The sequence below is a fragment of the Mesorhizobium sp. LSJC269B00 genome, from assembly GCF_000502815.1.
Lineage (GTDB): Bacteria > Pseudomonadota > Alphaproteobacteria > Rhizobiales > Rhizobiaceae > Mesorhizobium.
This window is the reverse complement of record NZ_AYVN01000005.1, coordinates 196,378-214,137: the sequence shown is the minus strand read 5'-3', so window position 1 is coordinate 214,137 and position 17,760 is coordinate 196,378. Positions and strand designations below refer to the sequence as shown.

The following is a 17,760-nucleotide window of genomic DNA, read 5'->3' as shown; positions in this document are numbered from 1 at the left end:
TTGCATGAGGGCGAAGCGATCGATCGTTGCCGAAATCCATGCCCTGGGTAATGTCTTCTAGCAGAGCGGTTCCTCAAACAATGTCTTGTCGCCGTCCATCAGCGCCTTGATCTGTGCCTGGCCACTGGCGGCGAGCGCGATGCGCACGCCGAATGGCCGCACCCGCATGTCGTTCTGGATCGCCATGCCCTGGCCCTCAGGTAGGTAGAAGCGGTCGATGCCGTATTGCGGTGCGATCGTGGATTCAGGATCAAGCGTCCAGCCCGGCGCGACCTGGCCGACAATATCGGCTTCGTCGGCGGTCGCCGGCGTCGGAGCCTTGCCGAACCAGGCCGTGGTCGCATGCCAATAGCCGTCGGCGCCCGGCTTCAGCCGGACCACGATCGGCGTGTTCTCGCTCACGAGCTGGCCGGCCGGGATGTTGGCGATCAGCTTCACCGGCAAGCGCGATATTTCATAGCCGAGGATAATATAGTCGCCGCGCAGCAGATCGCGCGGATCGACCGGCTCGACTTTCAGCAAGACCTCCTTGCCGTTGCGCAGGATCGCCGCGCGGCCGGCGATGATCCAGCTCAGGAAGCCGATCTGGACGAGCGCCAGGACCAGCGCCGAGATGACAAGTTTCTTTCCCGACATCATGCTGCCGCTCCTTCCGGGGCCTTCATGCGTTTTTCCATACGGATGATGACGAGAGCCAGGGTGCCGAAAAGCACCGCGGCAGCCAGGAAGAAGCCGGCCGTGCCGAGCATCGTCTGCAAGGTCACGACGTAGATAATGGCAAGTTCGAAGGCAAAGCCGGCATAAGCAACCCAGCGCAGCCCCCTGCTCTCGCGCCCGCCCAGAACGATCGCCGCCGCAATCCCGGCCAGCGCGATAACCGAGGCGACGGCAAAGCCGTTGCTGAAGGCGTTATCATCGCCCAGTTCGATCTGGATCATCGCCAGCCCGGTGAGAAAGCCGGTCAAGGCGTGCAAAGGCAGCCGCCCGCCGAGCTGCAAGATCCGGTCGGCCGGCCCGGCGGCGAAGATGGAAACCGCAAACAGCAGCGCCGACACCGCGACCAGAGGAATAGCCAGGGCGAGCGTGTTCTGGTCCAGGCCGCGCACCGCGATATAGAAAATGACCGAGAGAATGATCAAGTGGCGTGCCGGCTGGCTACGCGTCCAGAACGAGACGACAAAAAGCACCGGCGCCATCACGACGAAGAAATCCGGAAATACGGGGCGGTCATAAAAGTCGAACGCGCGCACGAACAGCCAGGCAACGGATATGCCGACGGCAGCGACCGTCAGCGGGTTCGAGCGCAACGCCACCGCGGCAAGTGCCGTGCCGATGCCCCAGGTGACGATGGCCGAGGCCTCGTCGCCCGTGAGATGGTACATCTGGCCGATCAGCGCGATCGATCCGCCGAAGGCCGCGGCGGCCACGATCCACAGCGCCTCGCCGATCGCCGCATGGTCGCGCATCTTCAACACCGCGCCGCCGACATAGCCGGCGAGAATGACGGAAAACAGTGCCGCGACCCGCACCAGCCGCGGGATGGCGTCCCAGTTGGCGGCGACGAAGAGCAGGATCGCGGCGCCGAACAGCAGCGCCGCCATCATGGCCAATATAGTGCTGAAGCTCAGCGATTTGCGCTCGTTTGCGTCGATGTCGCACTTAAGCGCATCGGCCGTCTTCGCGTCGATCAGGCCGGCCTGCAGCCACCGCCCGATATCGGCCCTCGCCCGTGACGAATAACTCGCCATGTCGCTTCTCCCCCAGCTTGGTCTTTCTGACAGCCGATCCGCTCAAATCGTTGACGCAACGTCATTTTCCGATTCGGGTCTCTTCATGACGAAGCCGTGAACGCGCGCTAATGTTGCATTGCACAATTTGCATTGCTGCCATGCGCCAACAGCACTTTTAAATCGATATTACCCAGCCTATTTACTGTTCGTACACAAACGGAATGATCCGAAGAAAGACGAAACGAGCACTACCATGAACCTGATCCGCAACTACCGCAACTGGCGCCGCTACCGGGACACCGTCTCCGAGCTGAGCCGCCTGTCGAACCGTGAACTGACCGACCTCGGCATCAGCCGCAGCGACATCCACTACGTCGCCCGCAAGGCGGTCTAATCCTCTTCGGATCGCAAATGATCCGAACCAGTTTTGAAAAAGAGAACGACAATGAACCTGATCCGCAACTATCGTAACTGGCGCGTTTACCGCGACACCGTTACCGAGCTGGGTCGCCTTTCGAACCGTCAGCTCCATGATCTCGGCATCGTCCGTGACGAGATCAAGATCATCGCCCGCAGGGCGACGATCTAACCAGAATTTCGCCAGGGTCGACCTCCTCCCCGACCCTGACGGATAAGGTCAGCCTTCACCTCCTCCCGAGGGTTGACCACCAAAACGGCGCCCGCCGCACCTCCTCCCGCGGCGGGCGCTGTTTCCAAAGCGAACGCAGTTCGTCTTTCCGAAGCGAACGCTAGTTCGTCTTCAAAGTGAACGCAGTTCCTCTTCCAGGGATTTCGCCTCCCTCGATCCGGCGAAAAGAATTTCGTCAAAGCCGACCTCCTCCCCGGCGATGGCGAATACGGCCGATCCCCACCTCCTCCCGAGGATCGGCCCCAAAAACGACACCCGCCGCACCTCCTCCCGCGGCGGGTGTTGTTGTTTTTGGGGCAGGTTTGCGGCTGTGCTTGCGGTCGATCGAGGCGCTTTGCGCCGCCATCCAAGCGTCGCCGCGGACATAAGAAACTCGAGCTCCGTCGTTGCACGACAATGACCCACGCTCGCACCGGCCAATTGCAAACGGCGCGCCAAGCGATTATTCCGGCGCTCATGAGCAAAAATCCTATCCACATCGTCGGCGGCGGCCTCGCCGGCTCCGAAGCCGCCTGGCAGGCAGCACAAGCCGGTGTTCCCGTCATTTTGCATGAGATGCGCCCGGTGCGCGGCACCGATGCGCACAAGACCGATGGGCTTGCCGAACTTGTCTGTTCCAATTCCTTCCGCTCCGACGATGCCGAGAACAACGCCGTCGGCCTGCTGCATGCCGAAATGCGGCTGGCCGGCTCGCTGATCATGAGTGCCGGCGACGCCAACCAGGTGCCGGCAGGCGGCGCGCTGGCCGTGGATCGCGACGGTTTCTCCGACGCGGTGACGAAAAAGCTTGAAGCGCACCCGCTGATCACCATCGAGCGCGAGGAAGTGCCGGGCCTGCCGCCGGCGGAGTGGGACCAGGCGATCATCGCCACGGGACCGCTGACCGCGCCGTCGCTCGCCCAGTCGATCGCCGAGGCAACCGGCGCCGATGCGCTGGCCTTCTTCGACGCGATTGCCCCGATCATCCATTTCGACACGATCGACATGGACATTTGCTGGTTCCAGTCGCGCTACGACAAGGTTGGGCCCGGCGGCACCGGCAAGGACTACATCAACTGCCCGATGGACAAGGACCAGTATCTCGCCTTCGTACAGGCGCTCGTCGACGGCCAGAAGACCGAATTCAAGCAGTGGGAAGGCACGCCCTATTTCGACGGCTGCTTGCCGATCGAGATCATGGCCGAGCGCGGCGTCGAGACGCTGCGCTACGGGCCGATGAAGCCGATGGGGCTGACCAATGCCCACAATCCGACGGTAAAAGCCTATGCCGTGGTGCAGCTGCGTCAGGACAATGCGCTGGGCACGCTCTACAACATGGTCGGTTTCCAGACCAAGCTGAAGCATGCCGAGCAGGTGCGCGTGTTCCGCACCATTCCGGGTCTGGAAAACGCCGAGTTCGCCCGTCTCGGCGGCCTGCACCGCAACACCTACATCAATTCGCCGACTTTGCTCGACGCCTCGCTGCAGCTGAAGTCGCGGCCGGGCCTGCGCTTTGCCGGCCAGATCACCGGCTGCGAGGGCTATGTCGAGAGCGCGGCGATCGGCCTGCTCGCCGGCCGCTTCGCCGCCGCCGAGCGGCTCGGCCACGCGCCATCGCTGCCACCGCTCACCACCGCCTTCGGCGCCTTGCTCAACCACATCACCGGCGGCCACATCGTTTCCGACGACGAGCCGGGCAAACGCTCGTTCCAGCCGATGAACGTCAATTTCGGCCTGTTCCCGCCGGTGGAAGCACCGAAGACCGAAGGCAAACGCCTGCGCGGCAAGGACAAGACGGTGGCCAAGCGCCACGCGATCACCTCACGCGCGCGGGCAGAGTGTCGGGAGTGGCTAGGGCTGCCGGCGCAAACATCGGAAGCTGCTGAATAGCCAAGTCTCAGGGCCCTAACGCGATTGACGTTTACGTTAACTCGCTGGCCAACCCCGCGTTGCGCGCCTGAGCAACAGCCAATGCCGGCGCAGAGCCGAAAGCCGGGCTGCGCCACCAAGCGGCGAGCGGCCATTGGCCATCTTGCCGAGATAGGCGCTGGTCAGCGCCAGCGGCAGGAACGCCGGACGCAGCGTTTCCGGAAGTGCGGACGCCCCTTGCTCGAAAGCGCGGAGATGCTCCTGCGCCAATGCAATCATCGCAGCCACCGCGCGCTGAGCGCCGGGGCCGCCGTCGCCGCTGACGAACTCCTCCGGCGACGAGCCGGCCGCTGCAAGGATATCCGCCGGCACGAAGCATTGCCCGCGTCGGCGATGCAGCGGCAACAGCAGAAACAGGCCGGTCATCGCCTGGGCGCAGCCGGCCCTGCCCGCCAGTTCGGCAAAGCGCGGCGCCTGATTGGGATCGAGCACCATCGCCGCCAGCTGGATCAGCGCGGCCGCCGTCTCGCCGCAATATCCCTCGAGATCGGTGCGCGACGGCATCGGATCGTCATAGAGGTCGAAGATGCGGGCCTCGAGCATGTTGTCGAAGGCAGTTTTGGGCAGGCCATGGGCAGAAATCGTCGCCTTCAGCGCATCGGCGAGCGGGTTGCCTGTGGCTGCGGCTTCAGCAGCGATGACATCGCGCCACCATTGCAGCCTCACTTCGCCCGGCAATGCCTCGTGGATGCGGTCTCGGACAGACGCAATCTCGGCATTGAAGGCGTAAAGCGAAAACAGCGCCGCGCGCTTGTTGGCCGGTGCATAGAGTGCGCTGACATAGCGGTCATGGTCGCCGGCGCGCACCGTCTCCATGACGATGTCAGCTGTATCGGTCACGTCAGTCGACGGCGATGAGCGCCGCGGCCACGGCGCGGTCTTCGGCAAGCAGAACATTGTAGGTCCGCACCGCTGCCCCCGTAGACATCGGGTCGGAGCCAATGCCAGCCGCTTTCAGCGCCGCCCGAAGTGCTGTCGGCAAGGGCCGCAAATCCTTGCCTGTACCGACCAGCAGGATCTCGACCTTGCCGGCCTCAGCCAGCAGCAGGTCGAAATCCGCCGCCGTCAGGGCCAGCGGATCGGCCGGCTCCCAGCCATGGATGCCGGAGGGCAGGCAAAGAAGCGAGCCGCGATGCGACATGTCGGCGAAGCGGAAGCCGCCATTGCCGTAGGCTTCGATCGGCGCCCGTCCGGGGAAATGCGCCTCGCGGATGACGATGCCTTTTGCCACCAGCGCAGCCGTCAGGTCGCCATGGCCTTGCCGCCACCAACCGGCTTCTCCTCATCGGCGCTCGCTCCCTGCGGCCTGAGCCTGAACAGGATCAGCAAGGGCGCTGCGATGAAGATCGACGAATAGGTACCGAAGACGACGCCGAACAGCATCGCCATGGTGAACGAGCGGATCACCTCGCCGCCGAACAACACCAGGGCCAGCAGCGCCAGGATGGTCGTCACCGAAGTCAGCGTCGTTCTCGACAGAGTCTCGTTGATGGCGTTGTTCAACAATTGCGGGAGCGGCATTCGTTTGTATTTTCGCAAATCTTCTCGAACACGGTCATAGACGACGATCGTGTCGTTGAGCGAATAGCCGATAATGGTTAGGATCGCCGCCAGCGAAGACTGGTTGAATTCGAGCCCGGTGATGACGAAGAAGCCCAGCGTCATCACCACATCGTGCACCGTCGCCACGATGGCGCCGACCGCGAACTGCCATTCGAAGCGGAACCAGACATAGACCAGGATGCCGATCAGCGCGATGATCATCGCAATCGTGCCTTGCTTGGCCAGCTCGCCCGAAACCGTCGGGCCCACCACCTCGACGCGGCGAAAATCGTAATTGTCCTGCAGCTCGCCGCGCACCTTGTCGATGACGGTCTGCTCGGCGTTCTCGCCGCCATCCTGGGTGCCGACGCGGATCAGCACGTCGTTCGGCGCGCCGAATTGCTGGACCTGCACTTCACCGATGTTTAGCTCCGACAGCCGGCTTCTGATATCGCCAATATCGGCGTCGCCTTGCTTGGACTGCACCTCGATGATCGAGCCGCCCTTGAAGTCGATGCCGTAGTTGATGTCGATGGTCAGGAATCCGATAACCGACGCGATCGACAGCAGGCTGGACAGTGCGAACGTCCAGCGGCGGATGCCCATGAACGGGATTTTCGTGCCGGCCGGAACGAAGGTCACCGGCGCACGCGGCAATTCCTTCGGACGCGCACGGCGCAGCCAGATCGACACCAGCAGACGGGTGAAGGTGAAGGCGGTGAAGACCGTGGTCAAGATGCCGATGGCATAGGTGATGGCGAAGCCCTTGACCGGTCCGGTGCCGAGATAGAACAGCACGACCGTGGCAATCAGCGACGTCACGTTGGAATCCACGATGGTCGCCAACGCCTTGGTGAAGCCTGTGTCGATCGATTGGATGACCGAACGGCCGGCCCGTCGCTCCTCGCGGATGCGCTCATAGATCAGCACGTTGGAATCGACCGCCATGCCGATGGTCAGCACGATACCGGCAATGCCGGGCAAGGTCAGCGTCGCGCCAAGCAGCGACAAGACCCCGACGATCATCGCCACGTGCACGGCGAGCGCAATGTTGGCGAGGAAGCCGAGAAGTCCGTACGCGACGAACATGAAGGCGACGACGAGAATGGAGCCGATGATGCCGGCGACCTTGCCGGCATGGATCGAATCCTGGCCGAGGCCCGGGCCCACCGTGCGTTCTTCGATCACGGTCAGCTTTGCCGGCAACGCACCGGCCCGCAGCAGCACGGCGAGGTCGTTGGCGCTTTCGGCGGTGAAATTGCCTGAAATCTGGCCGCTGCCGCCGAGGATCGGTTCGCGGATCACCGGCGCCGAAATCACCTGATTGTCGAGGATGATGGCGAACGGCTTGCCGACATTCTGCTGGGTCGCCTGGCCGAACCGTGTCGCACCGCGCGAGTTGAAGACGAACGAAACCACTGGCTCGTTGTTTCGGGAATCATAGGTTGCGGTGGCCTTGGCAAGATCCTCGCCGGACACGATGACGCGATTTTCCACCAGATACGGAACCGGCGGATCGTCCTGCGAATAAAGCACCGAGGAGCCTGCCGGCGGGCGGCCGTTCAGCGCATCCTGCACCGACATCGAGGTATCGACCATCTGGAAGGTCATCTTGGCGGTCTGGCCGATGATCTCCTTCAGCCTTTGCGGATCCTGCAGGCCCGGCACCTGGACGAGTACACGGTCGTCGCCCTGCCGCTGCACGATCGGCTCGGTGGTGCCGAGTTCGTTGACGCGACGCTCGACGACTTCGATCGACTGCGCCAATGCGGCCGAGGTGCGGTATTTGATGCCGGCGTCGGTGACGGTGAATTTGAGCAGCCCGGCTTCGGAATCATCCAGGGACATCTCCTGGATGGAGCCACCGGTGAACAGGCCGGCGGCGACCGGATCGGTCAGCGGCTTAAGCGCCGCCTTGGCGGCATCGATCTGGGTTGGATCGGTGATGCGCACTTGTACAGTCCTGCCGGTGCCGCCAAGGCCGGTATAGCCCACCTTGGCATCGCGCAGCAGCGTGCGGATCTCGTCGCGCGTCGTTTCCAGCTGCGCCTTGACCAGGTCGTTCTGGTCCATCTGCAAGAGGATGTGCGAACCGCCCTGCAGATCGAGACCAAGCGTCATCTGCCGCTTCGGCACCCAGTTGGGCAATTGCGCCAATGTGCTGGCCGGGAAGAGATTTGGCGCGGCAAGGATGAATGTGACGGCCACGGCGATCCAGATCAGGATCATCTTCAGGCGCGAAAAATACAGCATATGGCGTTGTCCGTCAGGGCGTACTGGCGGATCGTTCCGCCGACAATTCGGTTATTTCTTGGCGTTCTTATTTGCCACCGGCTCGCCCTTAACCCGCACTTCGCCGATTGTCGAGCGCGCTGAGGTCAATTTGGCGCTGCCGCCGGCAGCGGTTTCGGCGTCAATCGCCTCTGTCGGTTCCATTCTAATTCTGATCACCGCCGGGCGCTATCGTGCGCTACTCGACTATTTTCAATTGTGCAGGCATCGGTCCGGAACGCAAAAGCAAGGCCAGATCATCGGCGTTCTCCTTTGTAAGGTTGCCCGATATCTGGCCGCGGCCGTTAAGAATTGGCTCGCGGACGACTGGCACCGAAAGCACTTGGTTGTCGAGGATCATCGCAAATAGCTTGCCGACATTCTGCGAGGTCGCCTGCGCAACGCGTGCCGTTGCCCTGGAATCGAAGGTGAACGAAACCGCCGGCTCATTTGTGACGGAGTTGGGAGTCGCCTGAGCATTGACAATGTCGTCACTGGAAACGATCGTTCGGCTCTCAACCAGATAGGGAACCGGTGGATCGTCCTTCGAATAAACCACCACCGAGCCAGCGGGCGTCCGGCCATTGATCGCATCAGCGACCGGCATCGACTCATCAACCCACTGAAAAGTCAGCATTCCGGTTCGGGTGAGAATTCTCCTCAGCCTTTGCAAATCCGCAACGCCCGAGGTCCGGACCAGCATACCGTCTTCGCCCTCTGGCCGCACTACTGGGTCGGCTACACCAAGATCACGCAGGCGATTCTTAATGACCACGATCGACTGCGCAAGCGCGATCGACATCCGATACTTGATACCTGTGTCTGTTACCGTGAACTTGAGCAACGCTGCTCCGGTATCATCCAGGATCACTTCCTGGACCGGACCAGCGCTGCCAAGGACAGGATCAGTCACCGCCTCCAATGCCATCTTGGCCGCGCCGACCTGAGCGGCGTCGGTGATATGCACCTGAACGGCCCGACCCGACTTAGCAAGACCAGTATAGCCGATCCTTGCATCGCGCAGCAGCGTCCTGATTTCGTCACGCGTCGCCTCCAACCGGCGATCGATCACATCGGTCGCGTCCAATCGAAGCAGCACGTCCGCGCCGGCAGCGTGAAGACTGGGCGCGTCGACGAGCATTGTGGCCATAGCAAGCCAGATCAGGATCATTTTCAGGCGCGAAAAATGGACCATACGCCGTCTTTTGTCAGAGCTCTGCCCGCGGATCGCTCCGCTTGGGAAACTGGCTTACTTCTTGGCGTTCTGGTTGGCCACCGGCTCGCCCTTGACCCGAACATCGGCGATCGTCGAGCGCAGCGCCGTCACCTTGGTGCCGCCGCCAAGGTCGATCTCAAGCTCATTGTCGTCGATCACCTTGGTCACCTTGCCGACGAAGCCGCCGCCGGTGATGACCGTGTCGCCACGGCGCACGGCCGAGATCATCTCCTGGCGCTTCTTCAACTGGGCGCGCTGCGGCCGGATGATGAGGAAATACATGATCACGAAGATCAGAACGAACGGGAGTATCATGCCGATATCCCCGAACGGACCAAGCGGAGTTCCGGTAGCTTGGGCGTATGCCGGTGTGACGAACATCAAGAACTCCTGGTTACGAAGAAGGCCGTAGGGCGGCCTCGCCAAATTTGGCCGGAATATAGTGGGTAAAGTTACCAATGCAACTGCGCGGCCGGGCTTTCAGCTGCTTTTCCGGCCGGTTGACCCGTGTTAGAGCATGCTCCCGGAATACGGGCGTGGTTTTCGCAAAAGATCATGCCCAAACAAAAGCTTGGAACCAGTTTCTATCTCGCCCGGATCAAGACGATTTCGGCCCCTACGCACGTTCGTGCGGAAACATAAAAGACGAGACATGACCGACAGCACCATCGAGGCCCTGAACCAAAAGCTCGACCGCCTGATCGAGGCGGTCACCCGCCTCGCCCCGCCGCCGGTGCCGCAAACCGATCTTGCGGTTGCCGATTGCTTCGTCTGGCAGGCCGACCCCGGCTATCTCGAGCCGGTGCGCAAGGTCAACCGCGTCGACATCGGCCTGATCCGCGGCGTCGACCGCGTGCGCGACATTCTGGTCGAAAACACGGAACGCTTCGCCGCCGGCCATGCCGCCAACAATGTGTTGTTGTGGGGTGCGCGCGGCATGGGCAAATCCTCGCTGGTCAAGGCCGTGCATGCGCAGATCAACGCCCAGGCCAAATCCGACCTGCCGCTCAAGCTGATCGAGATCCATCGCGAGGATATCGACACGCTGCCCAGGTTGATGGGCCTGCTGAAGGCGGCGCCGTTTCGCTTCATCCTGTTTTGCGACGACCTCTCCTTCGACCATGACGACACCTCCTACAAGTCGCTGAAGGCAGCCCTTGAAGGCGGCGTCGAGGGCCGCCCGGCCAATGTCATCTTCTACGCCACGTCGAACCGCCGGCACCTGTTGCCGCGCGACATGATCGACAATGAGCGCTCGACCGCCATCAACCCGTCCGAGGCGGTCGAGGAAAAGGTTTCGCTGTCCGACCGTTTCGGCCTGTGGCTCGGCTTCCACAAATGTTCGCAGGACGAATATCTCGACATGGTCAACAGCTATGCCAGCCATCACGGGCTCACTATCGACCCGGAGCAGCTGCGCGCCGAGGCGCTGGAATGGGCAACGACGCGCGGCAGCCGCTCGGGCCGCGTCGCCTGGCAGTTCACCCAGGATCTGGCCGGCCGGCTCGGCAAGCCGCTGAACGACTGATTGATTTCCGTCAGGTCACTGAAAAAGCCCGCCCCTTGCGGAGCGGGCTGAGCCGGCGGGCCGGACTGGAGGTCAGACGGCCTGCAAAACGTTTATTGTTCTATTCCCGACTATTCGAGATAACCTGAGGGATCGACCGGGGCCGAGTTCTTGCGCACTTCGAAGTGCAGTTTCGGCGAGTCGGTGGTGCCGCTCATGCCCGACAGCGCGATTTCCTGGCCGCGCTTGACCTTCTGGCCGCGCTGCACCTCGATCGACCTGGCGTGACCATAGACGGTGACCAGCCCGTTTTCGTGGCGCACCAGAACCGTATTGCCGAATTCCTTGAGGCCGTCGCCGGCATAGATGACCACGCCGTTTTCGGCCGCCTTGACCGGCGTCCCCTCAGGCACGGCGATGTCGACACCATCCTTGCCGCCACCAAAATTGGAGATGACGCGGCCACGCACCGGCCAACGCATCTTGCCGATGCCGGTGGCATCGGGCGCAACAGCATCGTCGTCCTCGGCCTGCTGGATAACCTTGGCGTCCTTCTTCGGCGGCGTGTAGGTGGCGAGTGTCTCCGTCGGCTTTGCCGCCGGTTGGGTGGTCGCGGTCGTCACCGGATCAACTTTGGCCGGCTTGGCGCTGGCGACCGTTGCGGTGCCACCTGCCGGAACCTTCAGCGTCTGGCCGATCTTGAGCAGGCCGTCCTGCATGCCGTTCGCCTGCTTCAGCACCACGACGCCAACGCCGGTCTTCCTGGCGATGGAGGACATGGTGTCGCCCGACTGGACCGTGTAGGTGCCCGCGCCGGCCTTTGGCGCGGCCGAGGCCGTCTGCGCCGGCTTGTCGGTCTTCGGCTTGTTCGCTGCCGAAGCGTCAACCTGCGCGGCGGACTTGCCGTCCTTGAGTTTCGGCTGCTGCGGCAGCACGGCGACCTTTTCCGGCGCCGGCGCCTTGGGGCTGTTTGCCGGCTTGCCGTCGGCAAGTTTCGGCTCTGTCCCCTTGCTTGAATAGGCATAGGCCGGGATGACCAGTTTCTGACCGGTCTTCAGCCCCTTGGTGGCGCTCAAGCCGTTGACCTTCATGATCACGTCGGCGGGCACATGATAGCGATGAGCGATGCCGGAAATGGTCTCGCCGTCGCTGACCACGATCTCGGTCGCATGCGGCGTACCAGCCGCAACTGGTTTCGGATCGGAGTCACCGGCATTCTTGAACGGCCTCGCCGGCTGGACGGTGCCGGTAGTCGTTCTGTCGACATGCGGTGCCGGTGCAAGCGCCGGCGCGGAAGCGGTACGCATCGGAGCAGCTTTGGGCGCGCTCGGCGGCGGCAGCTGCTGGACGGTGACCGGCTCCAGGCTGGAGCGGCTGACCGACTGGTTATGGCTGCCATCGACAGGTGCCGCAGCGATCGGCTCGGCCGCCACATCGCCCGGATAGGGCTGAGCGGTGCTCTGCTTGTCGATGATGGCGCGCTGATTGTTGGTCGAGGAGGTGAAGACGTCGTCGACACCATTGAACCGCGAGACTTGGGAGCTACACCCCGCCGCCACTCCGGCTAGCATGAGGACAGCGCAGCCCCGCGACAGAGTACGCCCGTTTGCCTTCAAAACACTGAATTGCATCGCACTAACCCGCACAGACCCGGTACACACTGGTCATGATTAAAGCGCGTTAATGTTACTGGCGGGTTAACCCCATAGAATCAGACGCAAATTTTCTTAAAACATTTTGTAAGGCGCCTTCACCAACGTCGTCATCCCTGGGCGAAGCAGGCGCGAAGCGCCGTCGCGGAGACCCTGGGATCCATTCCGTGACATTGGCCGAAGAATGCAGCAGAGCAGAATTCTGCGCCGTAGCTACGCCTTGATGGCGCGGCATGGATCCTCGGGTCTGCGCTGCGTCGCTACGCTCCTTGCTTCGCCCGTGGATGACGAAACGATCGGCTTCGGCTTACCTTCGAAGCGCGTGACAGGCAGAATTCAGATAACCGCCGCAACGCTGCGCAGGATCGGCTGCAGGCGCACGGTGCCGATATCCTCGCGCTCGAAGCGGCTGCCGACCTTGGTCAGCTTGGCCAGCACCTGCTCGCCCTCCTCCGGCCCGATCGGGGCAATGACGATGCCGCCGCTCGACAATTGGTCGAGCAGGAAGCGCGGCAGGCTGTCGAAAGCCGCCCAGGCTACGATGCGGTCGAACGGCGCTTCATTGGCAAGCCCGTTGGAACCGTCGGCCTGGCGCACGATGACATTGCCGATGCCGAGCGCCTCGAAGCGTTGCCTGGCCTGCTCGGCCAGCGTCTTGTAGCGGTCGACGCTGACGATGCGAGCCGCGAGCCGCGACATCACCGCTGCCGTGTAGCCCGAGCCGGTGCCGATCTCGAGCACCCGGTTGCCGGGCTCTATTGCCAGGGCCGCAATCACCGCCGCCTGCAGATCGGCGCCCTCGATCGCCTCGCCGCACTCGATCGGCAGCATCCCGTACGACCAGGCGATCGAATGGAACTGGCCGTTGAGGAAGCCGCGCCGCGGCGTCGCCTCGAAGGCTGCGATCAGCGCCTTCGGCACCGCGCCTTGGCCGCGCAGGCGCAGCAGGAAAGCGGCAAAACCCTCGCGATCGTCGAGCGGCATGTTCATGCAGAAACCTTGTTCATGCCAAAACCTTAATCAGACAGCGCTTTGGTCAGTTGGTCACGGATTTCATGCGCGGTGAGGTCGAGCTGCAGCGGCGTCACCGACACCAGCCGGTTGTGCAGAGCATGGAGATCGGTGCCTTGCTTGCCCTCGACCGGCTCGCGGCCGAAGCGCAGCCAGTAATAAGGCAGGCCGCGCCCGTCGCGGCGCTCGTCGACCCAAAGGCTGTGCACCAGCTTGCCCTGCGACGTCACGACGGTGCCGGCAACCTCGTCAGGCAGGCAGTTGGGAAAGTTGGCGTTGAGCAGCACGCCGTCCGGCAGCGGCATGGCGACGAGCTTTTTCAGCAACGCCGGCGCCAGCGCCTCGGTGGTCTCATAGGGAACGACGCGGTCCTCGCCGACATAGGAATAACCCTGGCTGAGTGCGATCGAGCGGATGCCGAGCAGCGCGCCTTCCATGGCGCCGGCGACGGTGCCGGAATAGGTGACGTCGTCAGCGATGTTGGCGCCGGAATTGACACCGGACAGGATCAGGTCCGGCGCGCCAGGCAGGATCTTCTTGACGCCCATGATGACGCAGTCAGTCGGCGTGCCGCGCACGGCGTAGTGTTTCTCGCCGATCTTGCGCAGCCGGAGCGGCTCCGAGATCGACAGCGAGTGCGCGTAGCCGGACTGGTCCTGCTCCGGCGCCACGACCCAGACATCGTCCGACAGCGTGCGGGCGATGCGTTCGAGCGACGCCAGGCCCTCGGCATGGATGCCGTCATCATTGGTCAGAAGGATGCGCATTACTTCGATTCGATCTTCGCCAGACCGCCCATATAAGGCCGCAGCACTTCAGGAATGGTTACGCTGCCATCCTCATTCTGGTAGTTTTCGAGGACGGCAATCAGCGCACGGCCGACAGCGGTGCCCGAACCGTTCAGCGTGTGCACAAAGCGGTTGCCCTTGCCATCCCGGTCCTTGTACCGGGCATCCATGCGCCTGGCCTGGAAGTCGCCGCAGACCGAGCAGGACGAGATTTCGCGATAGGCGTTCTGGCCGGGCAGCCAGACCTCGATGTCGTAAGTCTTGCGCGCGCCAAACCCCATGTCGCCGGTGCACAGCACCATGGTGCGGAACGGCAGCTCCAGTCGCTTCAGCACCTCTTCGGCGCACTGCGTCATCCGCTCGTGCTCGGCGAGCGAAGACTCCTGGTCGGTGACCGAGACCAGCTCGACCTTGTAGAACTGGTGCTGGCGCAACATGCCGCGCGTGTCGCGGCCGGCGGAGCCCGCTTCCGAGCGGAAGCACGGCGTCAGCGCCGTATAGCGCAGCGGCAGCTTTTCATGGGCCGTGATTTCTTCGCGCACCAGGTTGGTGAGCGGGACCTCGGCGGTAGGAATCAACCCGAGCCGGCCATCGCCATGCTGCACGAAGAACAGGTCGTCCTCGAATTTCGGCAGCTGGTTGGTCCCGAAAAGCACTTCGTCGCGCACCATCAGTGGCGGGATGACTTCTTCATAGCCATGCTCGGTCGTGTGCAGATCGAGCATGAACTGGCCGATGGCGCGCTCCATCCGCGCCAGCCCGCTCTTCAGCACGGTGAAGCGTGATCCCGACAGCTTTGCCGCCCGCTCGAAATCCATCATGCCGAGCGCTTCGCCGATCTCGAAATGCTCCTTCACCCAGTTCGGCCGGGTCGGCACCTCGCCGACGATATGCTTGACGACATTGTCGTGCTCGTCCTTGCCGACCGGCACGTCGTCGAGCGGCACATTCGGCAGCACCGCCAGCGCATCGTTCAGCGTCTTGTCGAGCTCGCGCTCGCGCGCCTCGCCATTCTGGATGAAGGTCTTGATGTCGCCGACTTCGGCCTTGAGTTTTTCGGCAAGTGCTGCGTCGCCCGAACGCATGGCGTTGCCGATCTCCTTCGAGGCGGCGTTGCGGCGTTCCTGCTTGGTCTGCAGCTCTGTGACGTGCTCGCGCCGCGCTTCGTCCTTCTTGATCAGCTCATCGACCGTGGACTGCGCCTCGTCAGCCGACCACGAGCGCTTGGCCAGCGCCTCGACAAGGGCCTTCGGGTTGTCGCGAATCCATTTGATATCAAGCATGGTTGGTCGTCCTCGAGCTAAGGCCTGAGGGCGTAAACCGCATCCTTCATCGATGCAAGATGGCGGCTGTCGCGTTTTTCCGCTAACGCGGATACCCGAACGCGACGGCCTATGAAGGAGCCTGCTTTGAGGACGCGTCCGCCGCCTTTTCGGCCACGGCTTCGGCGGCTTCCTGCTTCTCGCGCGCCAGCTTCTGCTTGACCTGGTCGCGCTCGATCAACCGGGCCGCCCAAATCGACACCTCGTAGAGCAGGATGGTCGGGATGGCCAAACCGATCTGGCTCATCGGATCGGGCGGCGTCAGCACCGCCGCGACGACGAAAGCGATGACGATCGCCCATTTGCGCTTCTCGGCCAGCGCCTTCGACGACAGCATGCCGACCCGCGTCATCAGGCTGGTCACCACCGGCAGCTGGAACACCAGGCCGAAAGAGAAGATCAGCGTCATGATCAGGCTGAGATATTCCGACACTTTCGGCAGCAGCGAAATCTGCACCTGGTCGTCGGTGCCGGCCTGCTGCATGGCGAGGAAGAACCACATCACCATCGGCGTGAAGAAGAAATAGACCAGCGACGCTCCCATCAGGAACAGGATCGGCGATGCGATAAGGAACGGCAGGAAGGCGTTGCGTTCGTTCTTGTAGAGGCCTGGCGCGATGAATTTGTAGATCTGCGTGGCGATCAGCGGAAAGGCGATGACCATGCCGCCGAACATGGCGAGCTTGACCTGGGTGAAGAAGAATTCCTGCGGCGCCGTATAGATCAGCTCGACCTTGTGCGGATCGAGCCCGGCCCACTGCGTGGCCCATTTGAACGGAACGACCAAAAGATTGAACAGCTTCTTGGCAAAGAAGAAGCAGACGAGGAAGGCGACGAAGAAACCGCCGATCGACCAGATCAGCCGGCGGCGCAGTTCGATCAGATGCTCCATCAGCGGAGCCGACGACTTCTCGATCTCGTCCTTTTCGCTGTCCGTAATGCTCACTTGGCGGCCCCCGCCGTCTTCTTGGACGCGGGCTTCGTGGCCGGCGCAGGCTTCGGCTCAGCCTTTGTGACTGCCTTCGGTGCAGCAGCCGGCTTGGTGGCGGCTTTTCCGGGTGCAGCCTTGGCGGGCGCCGCTGACGGCTTGGCCGCAACCTTCGCCGCAGGCGCCGGCTTTGCCGGTGCTGCCTTGGCTGCCGCTGTTTTGGTTGCCGGGGCCTTTGATATCGCAGCCCCCTTGGCGCGCGCGTTTCGTGGCGCTGCTGTTGCTGCAGCCGGTGTCACCACCGCCTCGTCGGTCATCGCCGGAAGGATCGGCGCCGCCGGCGCTGTTTCCGGTCCGTTGACGCCGGGCATCACCGTCGCGCCGTTCTTGAGCGGCTCGGCCGCCTGTGGTGTTTCTGCCGCCGGCGTTGCGGGGTCGACGGCGGGCTTCGGCTTCATCACCGCATCGACGCCGGAGCGAACCTCTGCTGCCGCCTGTTCGAACGGATTGAGCTGCTTGCGGATCTCGGCCGCCGGATTGAGGCCGCGCAGCGTATCGACCGACTTCTTGACGTCGTCGAGCTCGGCTTCCTTCAACGCCTCGTTGAACTGCTTCTGGAAGTCGGAGGCCATGGCACGCAGCTTCGCCGTCGTGCGGCCGAAGGTGCGCAGCATATTGGGCAAATCCTTGGGTCCGACGACCACGATCATGACGATCGCGATCACCAGCATTTCGGTCCAGCCGACTTCAAACATGGCAATCAGTTCCGACTAGTGCTTGTCGCCCAAAAGTGCGAAGCGGTTTTGGGACAACGACTTGCACAAAAGCAACAACCTTCGGCTCAGCTCTTGCTGGCCTTTTCCTTCACTGCCGAAACGGTCTCGTCCGGGCGGTGCTCGACGGTGCGCTTGTCTTCGGCGGTATCGTCATCGGCCATGCCCTTCTTGAAGCTCTTGATGCCCTTGGCCATGTCGCCCATCAGCTCGGGTATCTTGCCGCGGCCGAACACCAGCAGCACGATCACCAGCACGATCATCCAGTGCCAAATCGAAAATGAACCCATTGTAACTCTCTCTCGAATGTTTTCCCTGGCGATGATCTATGCGTTTTCGCGTTGGGATTCAAACACAACAGCGACAAAGTTTATGAAGGCGCGGCTTATGTCACGCATTTTCGGCAAAGCTGCCCGCTACCAATCGGCGCATCTACCGCAGCAATGCAGCTTTTTGACAGCGG

General features: G+C 62.6%; 19 protein-coding genes. 4 read left to right on the top strand and 15 right to left on the bottom strand.

From position 1 onward, the window contains the following. Positions 1 to 57 precede the first annotated feature (57 nt). Both X771_RS150765 and X771_RS150770 read right to left on the bottom strand, forming a co-directional pair. Positions 58 to 639, bottom strand: a complete 582-nt coding sequence (locus tag X771_RS150765; RefSeq protein WP_023688230.1) for a GDYXXLXY domain-containing protein — start codon at positions 637 to 639, stop codon at positions 58 to 60. Then, a complete protein-coding gene (locus X771_RS150770; RefSeq protein WP_023688229.1) occupies positions 636 to 1,748 on the bottom strand; it encodes a DUF2157 domain-containing protein in 1,113 nt (370 codons plus the stop codon). The genes X771_RS150765 and X771_RS150770 overlap by 4 nt, the downstream gene beginning before the upstream one ends. A gap of 235 nt (positions 1,749 to 1,983) precedes the next feature. Here X771_RS150770 and X771_RS1000000166795 point away from each other — a divergent pair, with 235 nt between their 5' ends. Both X771_RS1000000166795 and X771_RS1000000166790 read left to right on the top strand, forming a co-directional pair. After that, complete coding sequence (locus X771_RS1000000166795) at positions 1,984 to 2,124, top strand: DUF1127 domain-containing protein (protein WP_006335194.1); 141 nt, start codon at positions 1,984 to 1,986, stop codon at positions 2,122 to 2,124. A gap of 51 nt (positions 2,125 to 2,175) precedes the next feature. After that, positions 2,176 to 2,319, top strand: coding sequence for a DUF1127 domain-containing protein (locus X771_RS1000000166790; RefSeq protein ID WP_023667673.1), 144 nt, complete (start codon positions 2,176 to 2,178; stop codon positions 2,317 to 2,319). A gap of 171 nt (positions 2,320 to 2,490) precedes the next feature. Here X771_RS1000000166790 and X771_RS1000000168130 read toward each other — a convergent pair whose 3' ends face one another. Continuing rightward, on the bottom strand, positions 2,491 to 2,817 hold the full coding sequence (locus X771_RS1000000168130) for a hypothetical protein (protein ID WP_156935994.1): 327 nt from the start codon (positions 2,815 to 2,817) through the stop codon (positions 2,491 to 2,493). Between the two features lie 18 nt (positions 2,818 to 2,835). Between X771_RS1000000168130 and trmFO the strand changes: the two genes are divergently transcribed. Next, positions 2,836 to 4,248 (top strand): methylenetetrahydrofolate--tRNA-(uracil(54)-C(5))-methyltransferase (FADH(2)-oxidizing) TrmFO, encoded by a 1,413-nt coding sequence (trmFO, locus tag X771_RS150775; RefSeq protein WP_023688228.1) that lies wholly within the window; start codon positions 2,836 to 2,838, stop codon positions 4,246 to 4,248. Positions 4,249 to 4,284: 36 nt separating this feature from the next. Here trmFO and X771_RS150780 read toward each other — a convergent pair whose 3' ends face one another. From X771_RS150780 to yajC, 5 genes are all read right to left on the bottom strand, one after another. Beyond that, the gene (locus X771_RS150780) at positions 4,285 to 5,127 is read right to left on the bottom strand and encodes a phytoene/squalene synthase family protein (protein ID WP_027050346.1); all 843 of its coding nucleotides are present in this window, start codon (positions 5,125 to 5,127) and stop codon (positions 4,285 to 4,287) included. A 1-nt stretch (position 5,128) separates the two neighbouring features. Further along, positions 5,129 to 5,518, bottom strand: a complete 390-nt coding sequence (locus tag X771_RS150785) for an Mth938-like domain-containing protein (RefSeq protein ID WP_023688226.1) — start codon at positions 5,516 to 5,518, stop codon at positions 5,129 to 5,131. An 11-nt stretch (positions 5,519 to 5,529) separates the two neighbouring features. Further along, positions 5,530 to 8,082 (bottom strand): protein translocase subunit SecDF, encoded by a 2,553-nt coding sequence (gene secDF / locus X771_RS150790; protein WP_023667677.1) that lies wholly within the window; start codon positions 8,080 to 8,082, stop codon positions 5,530 to 5,532. Positions 8,083 to 8,299: 217 nt separating this feature from the next. Then, positions 8,300 to 9,295, bottom strand: coding sequence for a hypothetical protein (locus tag X771_RS150795; protein ID WP_023688225.1), 996 nt, complete (start codon positions 9,293 to 9,295; stop codon positions 8,300 to 8,302). 54 nt (positions 9,296 to 9,349) lie between these two features. Beyond that, positions 9,350 to 9,697, bottom strand: a complete 348-nt coding sequence (yajC, locus tag X771_RS150800; protein WP_023667680.1) for a preprotein translocase subunit YajC — start codon at positions 9,695 to 9,697, stop codon at positions 9,350 to 9,352. A gap of 271 nt (positions 9,698 to 9,968) precedes the next feature. Here yajC and X771_RS150805 point away from each other — a divergent pair, with 271 nt between their 5' ends. Then, positions 9,969 to 10,844, top strand: a complete 876-nt coding sequence (locus tag X771_RS150805; RefSeq protein WP_023688224.1) for an ATP-binding protein — start codon at positions 9,969 to 9,971, stop codon at positions 10,842 to 10,844. A 110-nt stretch (positions 10,845 to 10,954) separates the two neighbouring features. Here X771_RS150805 and X771_RS150810 read toward each other — a convergent pair whose 3' ends face one another. From X771_RS150810 to X771_RS150840, 7 genes are all read right to left on the bottom strand, one after another. Then, positions 10,955 to 12,454 (bottom strand): peptidoglycan DD-metalloendopeptidase family protein, encoded by a 1,500-nt coding sequence (locus X771_RS150810; RefSeq protein ID WP_023688223.1) that lies wholly within the window; start codon positions 12,452 to 12,454, stop codon positions 10,955 to 10,957. Positions 12,455 to 12,811: 357 nt separating this feature from the next. Then, a complete protein-coding gene (locus X771_RS150815) occupies positions 12,812 to 13,465 on the bottom strand; it encodes a protein-L-isoaspartate(D-aspartate) O-methyltransferase (RefSeq protein ID WP_023688222.1) in 654 nt (217 codons plus the stop codon). Between the two features lie 26 nt (positions 13,466 to 13,491). Then, entirely contained in the window at positions 13,492 to 14,253 is a 762-nt protein-coding gene (gene surE / locus X771_RS150820) for a 5'/3'-nucleotidase SurE (protein ID WP_023688221.1), read from the bottom strand. Beyond that, complete coding sequence (gene serS, locus X771_RS150825; protein WP_023688220.1) at positions 14,253 to 15,557, bottom strand: serine--tRNA ligase; 1,305 nt, start codon at positions 15,555 to 15,557, stop codon at positions 14,253 to 14,255. The genes surE and serS overlap by 1 nt, the downstream gene beginning before the upstream one ends. 109 nt (positions 15,558 to 15,666) lie before the next feature. After that, positions 15,667 to 16,542, bottom strand: coding sequence for a twin-arginine translocase subunit TatC (tatC, locus tag X771_RS150830; RefSeq protein WP_023688219.1), 876 nt, complete (start codon positions 16,540 to 16,542; stop codon positions 15,667 to 15,669). Then, complete coding sequence (gene tatB / locus X771_RS150835) at positions 16,539 to 17,279, bottom strand: Sec-independent protein translocase protein TatB (RefSeq protein WP_023688218.1); 741 nt, start codon at positions 17,277 to 17,279, stop codon at positions 16,539 to 16,541. The genes tatC and tatB overlap by 4 nt, the downstream gene beginning before the upstream one ends. Positions 17,280 to 17,365: 86 nt before the next feature. Continuing rightward, entirely contained in the window at positions 17,366 to 17,587 is a 222-nt protein-coding gene (locus tag X771_RS150840; RefSeq protein ID WP_023681650.1) for a twin-arginine translocase TatA/TatE family subunit, read from the bottom strand. Positions 17,588 to 17,760 lie beyond the last annotated feature (173 nt).

What these genes read in the sequence shown, in the direction of transcription:
- X771_RS150765 (WP_023688230.1), bottom strand. Translation starts at nt 639, where the DNA reads ATGATGTCGGGAAAGAAACTTGTCATCTCGGCGCTGGTCCTGGCGCTC.
- X771_RS150770 (WP_023688229.1), bottom strand. Translation starts at nt 1,748, where the DNA reads ATGGCGAGTTATTCGTCACGGGCGAGGGCCGATATCGGGCGGTGGCTG.
- X771_RS1000000166795 (WP_006335194.1), top strand. Translation starts at nt 1,984, where the DNA reads ATGAACCTGATCCGCAACTACCGCAACTGGCGCCGCTACCGGGACACC.
- X771_RS1000000166790 (WP_023667673.1), top strand. Translation starts at nt 2,176, where the DNA reads ATGAACCTGATCCGCAACTATCGTAACTGGCGCGTTTACCGCGACACC.
- trmFO (WP_023688228.1), top strand. Translation starts at nt 2,836, where the DNA reads ATGAGCAAAAATCCTATCCACATCGTCGGCGGCGGCCTCGCCGGCTCC.
- secDF (WP_023667677.1), bottom strand. Translation starts at nt 8,082, where the DNA reads ATGCTGTATTTTTCGCGCCTGAAGATGATCCTGATCTGGATCGCCGTG.
- X771_RS150795 (WP_023688225.1), bottom strand. Translation starts at nt 9,295, where the DNA reads ATGGTCCATTTTTCGCGCCTGAAAATGATCCTGATCTGGCTTGCTATG.
- yajC (WP_023667680.1), bottom strand. Translation starts at nt 9,697, where the DNA reads ATGTTCGTCACACCGGCATACGCCCAAGCTACCGGAACTCCGCTTGGT.
- X771_RS150805 (WP_023688224.1), top strand. Translation starts at nt 9,969, where the DNA reads ATGACCGACAGCACCATCGAGGCCCTGAACCAAAAGCTCGACCGCCTG.
- X771_RS150810 (WP_023688223.1), bottom strand. Translation starts at nt 12,454, where the DNA reads ATGCAATTCAGTGTTTTGAAGGCAAACGGGCGTACTCTGTCGCGGGGC.
- X771_RS150815 (WP_023688222.1), bottom strand. Translation starts at nt 13,465, where the DNA reads ATGAACATGCCGCTCGACGATCGCGAGGGTTTTGCCGCTTTCCTGCTG.
- surE (WP_023688221.1), bottom strand. Translation starts at nt 14,253, where the DNA reads ATGCGCATCCTTCTGACCAATGATGACGGCATCCATGCCGAGGGCCTG.
- serS (WP_023688220.1), bottom strand. Translation starts at nt 15,557, where the DNA reads ATGCTTGATATCAAATGGATTCGCGACAACCCGAAGGCCCTTGTCGAG.
- tatB (WP_023688218.1), bottom strand. Translation starts at nt 17,279, where the DNA reads ATGTTTGAAGTCGGCTGGACCGAAATGCTGGTGATCGCGATCGTCATG.
- X771_RS150840 (WP_023681650.1), bottom strand. Translation starts at nt 17,587, where the DNA reads ATGGGTTCATTTTCGATTTGGCACTGGATGATCGTGCTGGTGATCGTG.